Origin of the sequence: Streptomyces chattanoogensis, assembly GCF_001294335.1 — a bacterium.
In the GTDB taxonomy this organism is placed as follows: domain Bacteria; phylum Actinomycetota; class Actinomycetes; order Streptomycetales; family Streptomycetaceae; genus Streptomyces; species Streptomyces chattanoogensis.
Map to the genome: position 1 here is coordinate 1 of NZ_LGKG01000209.1, position 5067 is coordinate 5067.

The window sequence follows — 5067 nt, forward strand, 5'->3', positions numbered from 1 at the left end:
TGTTCCGGCTGGCCGAGTCCCTGGGTGTGAGGCCGGATTTCGTGGCCGGGCATTCGGTCGGTGAGATCGCGGCCGCGCAGGTGGCCGGGGTGTTCTCGCTGGCTGATGCGTGTGCGCTGGTGGCGGCTCGTGCGCGGTTGATGCAGGCGCTGCCTGCGGGCGGCGTGATGGTGGCCGTCCAGGCAACAGAGGAGGAGGTGGCCGCGCGGCTGGTCGACGGGGTGTCGATCGCGGCGGTCAACGGCCCGGAGTCGGTGGTGATCGCCGGGGACGAGGTCGAAGTGGTCCGCATCGCTGGGGAGGTGGCGGCCGAGGGGCGTAAGACCCAACACCTGCCGGTGAGCCATGCCTTCCATTCGCCGTTGATGGAGCCGATGCTGGAGGACTTCCGGCGGGTGGTGCGGCATGTGCGGGAGACGGTCCGTTTCGCCGACGGTGTCCGGTCTCTGGCGGCCGAAGGAGCCTCGCTCTTCCTGGAGTTGGGCCCCGACGGGGTGCTGACGGCGATGGCCCAGCACACTCTGAACGGCGCCGCGACCGCCGTTCCGGCCCTGCGCAAGGACCGGCCCGAGGAGACCGCGCTGCTGACCGCCCTGGCCCACCTGTACGTCGAGGGCGTCGGGGTGGACTGGTCCGGGATCTTCGCCGGTACCGGCGCGCGCCGCGTCGACCTGCCCACCTATCCCTTCCAGCACGAGTGGTACTGGCCTCGGCCCGCCGCGCTGTCCGGGGACGTGACCGGCGCGGGCCTGCTGTCCGCGGAGCACCCTTTGCTGGGCGCGATGCTCACTCTTGCGGAGTCCGGCGAGGTGGTGCTGACGGGCAGGCTGTCGCTGCAGACGCATCCGTGGCTGACCGACCACGCCATTGGTGACAGCGTCTTCTTCCCGGGAACCGGCTTTCTGGAACTGGCAATGCACGCCGCCGACCAGGCCGACTGCGACCGCGTCGAGGACCTCGTCCTGATGACACCGCTGGTGCTCCAGGAGGAGGGCGCCACGCAGGTTCAGGTACTGGTCGGGCCTGCCGACGAGGCGGGCTCTCGCACGATCTCCGTATATTCACGCCCGGACGGCGACCCCGGTCAGCCGTGGCTGCAGCACGCGGGTGGCACGTTGGTCAGCGGTGAGCGAATCGTGGACTTCGGGTCTACCGTGTGGCCGCCGCAGGGCGCGGTGGCCGTCGACCTGGAGGGCTTCTACGACGGCACCGGTTACGGCCCTGCGTTCCAGGGCCTGCGCTCGGTGTGGAGCTGCGAGGACGGTGCCTACGTGGAGGTGGCGCTGCCGGACCATGTGGCCGAGGATGCCGGGGCCTTCGGGCTCCACCCGGCGCTGCTGGACGCGGTGCTCCAGTCGCACCGCATCGCCGGGGTCGGCAGTGCGGACGACCAGTTCCTGCCGTTCGCCTGGCGGGGCGTTTCGCTGCACGCGGGCGGCGCCTCGGTCCTGCGGGTCCGGGTCGTGAAGACCGGCGACGACTCGATGTCCATCGCGGCTGTCGATGCCGAAGGCACGCCCGTACTGTCCGCCGAGGCGATGGTGATGCGGGCCTACCGGGACCCCGGCACCGGCCGGTCGGCGGCGCGGCGCGGCGCGGAGCGCGATGAGCTGTTGTCGGTGGAGTGGGTGTCGGGTCCTGAGGTGTCGCCTGCCGAGGTGCGGTGTGTGTCCCTGGGCGCGGATGAGCTGGGCGTGGGCGCGTCGGTCGCCTCTCTGGCGGATCTCTCCGGCGACGAGGGTTTCGTGGTAATTCCCGTGTCGGGTGTGGGCGGCGATGTTCCCACTGCGGCCCATGAGTTGACGTCCCGCACGTTGGGTCTGCTCCAGGAGTGGGCCGGCCGGGAGGGCTCGGGCGGTTCGCGTCTGGTGTTCGTCACCCGTAACGCGGTCTCCGCCGATGCGGGGGAGTCCGTACGGGATGTGGCGGGTGCGGCGGTGTGGGGTCTGGTGCGCTCGGCGCAATCGGAGAACCCCGGGCGGATCGCGCTGGTGGACCTGGACGCCGGTTCCGGGGATCTCGTGGAGGTGCTTGCGGGTCTGCCGGGTCTGTTGGCCTCCGGTGATGCGCAGTTCGTGGTGCGCGAGGGCGCGGTGCGCGTGGGTCGGCTGGCGGAGCTGGCCGAGTCGGTCGATGGTGCGGGTGTGTCGCCGCGGGCGTGGGATGCGGACGGCACGGTGTTGATCACCGGTGGTACCGGCGGTCTGGGGCGTGAGTTGGCCCGGCATCTGGTGGCCGTGCGCGGTGTCCGGCATCTGCTGCTGGTCAGCCGGAGCGGACCCGAGGCCCCGGGCGTCTCCGGACTGAGCGACGAACTGGCCGCTCTCGGCGCGGAGGTCACCGTGCGCGCCTGTGACGTGGCCGACCGGGCGGCCGTGAACGCTCTCATCGCCGCCGTACCGGCCGAACACCCGCTGACCGCCGTGATCCACACGGCCGGTGTCCTCGATGACGGGCTGGTCACCTCGCTGACGCCGGAGCGGCTGTCGACCGTACTGCGCCCGAAGGTGGACGCCGCCTGGCATCTGCACGAGGCCACCAAGAACCTCGACCTGGCCGCCTTCGTGCTCTACTCCTCCATCTCGGGTGTGCTCGGTGCTCCCGGACAGGCCAACTACGCCGCGGGGAACGTGTTCCTGGACGCGCTCGCCTGGCACCGGATGGGGCAGGGGCTGCCCGCACAGTCCCTGGCCTGGGGCGCCTGGACCCAGGACGGTGGCATGACCGCCGGCCTCTCCGACACGGATATGCAGCGGATGGCCTCCTATGGGACCGCACCGCTGAGCCGGGAGCGAGGCTTGGCCCTGTTCGATGCCGCCGTTGCACGCAGCGCGGGCCACCTCGTCGCGGTCGGTCGGGCCGGCGGGCCGCTGCGGGCGTCGGGCCCGGTCCCGTCGGTGCTGCGCGGCCTGGTCAAGGGCGCCCGCCGCACGGCCGTGAACACCACCGGAGAGACGGTCGTACCGCTCGTCGACCGGCTGCGGGCAGCGCGCCCCGAGCAGCGGACGCGCCTGATGACGGATCTGGTCCGCACCGAGGCCGCCGCCGTCCTCGGACACGCCTCAGCCAAGAACGTCGACGCCCGCAAGGAGTTCAACGAGCTCGGCTTCGACTCCCTGACCTCCGTCGAACTGCGCAACCGGCTCTCCGCCCTCACCGGACTGCGGCTGAGCGCCACCCTCGTCTTCGACTACCCCAACCCCACCGCACTCGCCGACCACTTCGTCTCGGAGCTGGTGGACGAGGCCGCGACGGGCCCGGTCCTCCTGGCGGAACTCGAACGGCTGGACTCCGCACTCGCCGGCGGCGCGCCCGACGCCCGAACCAGGGCCGCCGTCACCGCCCGTCTGGCGCAGATCCTGGACGACTGGCGGGGCGCCTCGGCGGAGGACGACGGCGCAGAGGTCGCCGAGCGGATCGAAACCGCCAGCACCGACGAGATCTTCGCCTTCATCGACAACGAGCTCGGCCGTCACAGCGATCGCTGAGTGCGGCCCCCCCTTTTTACACGGAAGGTTTCACGGCATGCCGAACGACAAAAAGCTCGTTGACTACCTCAAGTGGGTCACGAACGACCTGCACCAGACCCGCCAACGGCTTCGGGAAGTCGAGTCCGCAAAGCAGGAACCGATAGCCATCGTCGGGATGTCCTGCCGGCTGCCGGGTGGCGTGCGATCGCCGGAAGAATTCTGGCAGTTGTTGAAGGACGGCCGGGACGGCATTTCGACATTCCCCACGGATCGCGGCTGGGACCTCGACCTTCTCGCCGGCGACGGCAGCGGCAGCAGCGCCACCGCCGAGGGCGGCTTCATCGACGCCGCCTCGTTCGACGCGGGCTTCTTCGGCATCTCGCCCCGCGAGGCCGTGACGATGGACCCCCAGCAGCGCATCCTGCTGGAGTCCTCCTGGGAGGCACTGGAGCGCGCCGGAATCGACCCCGTGTCCCTACGGGGCACCGAGACCGGTGTCTTCGTGGGCACGAGCGGTATCGACTACATCAACACCGTGATGAACTCCCGCGAGGACATCGAAGGCCACGGCAGCACCGGCCTCATTGCCAGTATCCTGTCCGGCCGGGTCTCGTACACCTTCGGCCTGGAGGGCCCGGCCGTCACCGTCGACACCGCCTGCTCCTCCTCACTGGTCTCACTGCACCTGGCGGTCCAGGCGCTGCGTTCCGGGGAGTGCTCGCTGGCGCTGGCCGGAGGGGTGACGGCGATATCGACGCCGATGAGCTTCGTCGGATTCAGCAGGCAGGGCGGGCTGGCGCCGGACGGCCGGTGCAAGGCGTTCTCCGACACGGCCGACGGCACCGCATGGTCCGAGGGCGTGGGCGTCCTCGTCGTGGAGCGCCTGTCCGACGCCCGCCGCAACGGGCACCCCGTCCTCGCGGTCGTACGGGGCTCGGCCGTCAACCAGGACGGCGCCTCCAACGGCCTGACGGCCCCCAGCGGGCCCTCGCAGCAGCGGGTGATCCGCCAGGCGCTGGCCGGCGCCGGTCTGTCGGCGTCGGACGTGGACGTGGTCGAGGCCCACGGTACGGGCACTGCACTCGGCGACCCGATCGAGGCGCAGGCGCTGCTGGCCACGTACGGCCAGGACCGTGACCCCGAGCGTCCGCTGCTGCTGGGGTCGGTGAAGTCCAACCTCGGCCACACGCAGGCGGCGGCCACCAACGCCCACGTCATCCTTGAGCAGCCGCCGGCCGTCGAGGAGCCCGAGGACGAGGAAGAGCCGCGTACCTCGCCGTCGGCCGTGCCCTGGCCGGTCTCCGCGAAGTCCGAGGAGGCACTGGCCGCGCAGCTTGAGCGGATCTCCGCGCTGACCGACCGGTCGCCTCTCGACCTGGGCCTCTCGCTGGCGACCACCCGGGCGCATCTGGAGCACCGTGCGGTGCTGCTGTCCGAGGGCGGCGCAACCGTCGAGGTGGCGCGTGGGCACGCCGAGCATGCGGCCGGGAAGCTTGCGGTGCTGTTCTCGGGGCAGGGTGCGCAACGGGTGGGTATGGGGCGGGAGTTGTACGGCCGGTTCCCGGTGTTCGCGGAGGCGTTGGACGAGGTGCTGGCG

Annotated in this window: 2 protein-coding genes; both read left to right on the plus strand. The window is 71.2% G+C overall.

All coding sequences use genetic code 11. From position 1 onward, the window contains the following. Window positions 1-3488, plus strand: a 3488-nt coding sequence (locus ADL29_RS40050) for an SDR family NAD(P)-dependent oxidoreductase (protein WP_157878695.1), incomplete at its 5' end; no start/stop codon positions are given. A gap of 37 nt (window positions 3489-3525) precedes the next feature. Then, window positions 3526-5067: type I polyketide synthase (locus tag ADL29_RS40055; RefSeq protein WP_211274483.1), on the plus strand; the 1542-nt coding region annotated here is incomplete at its 3' end.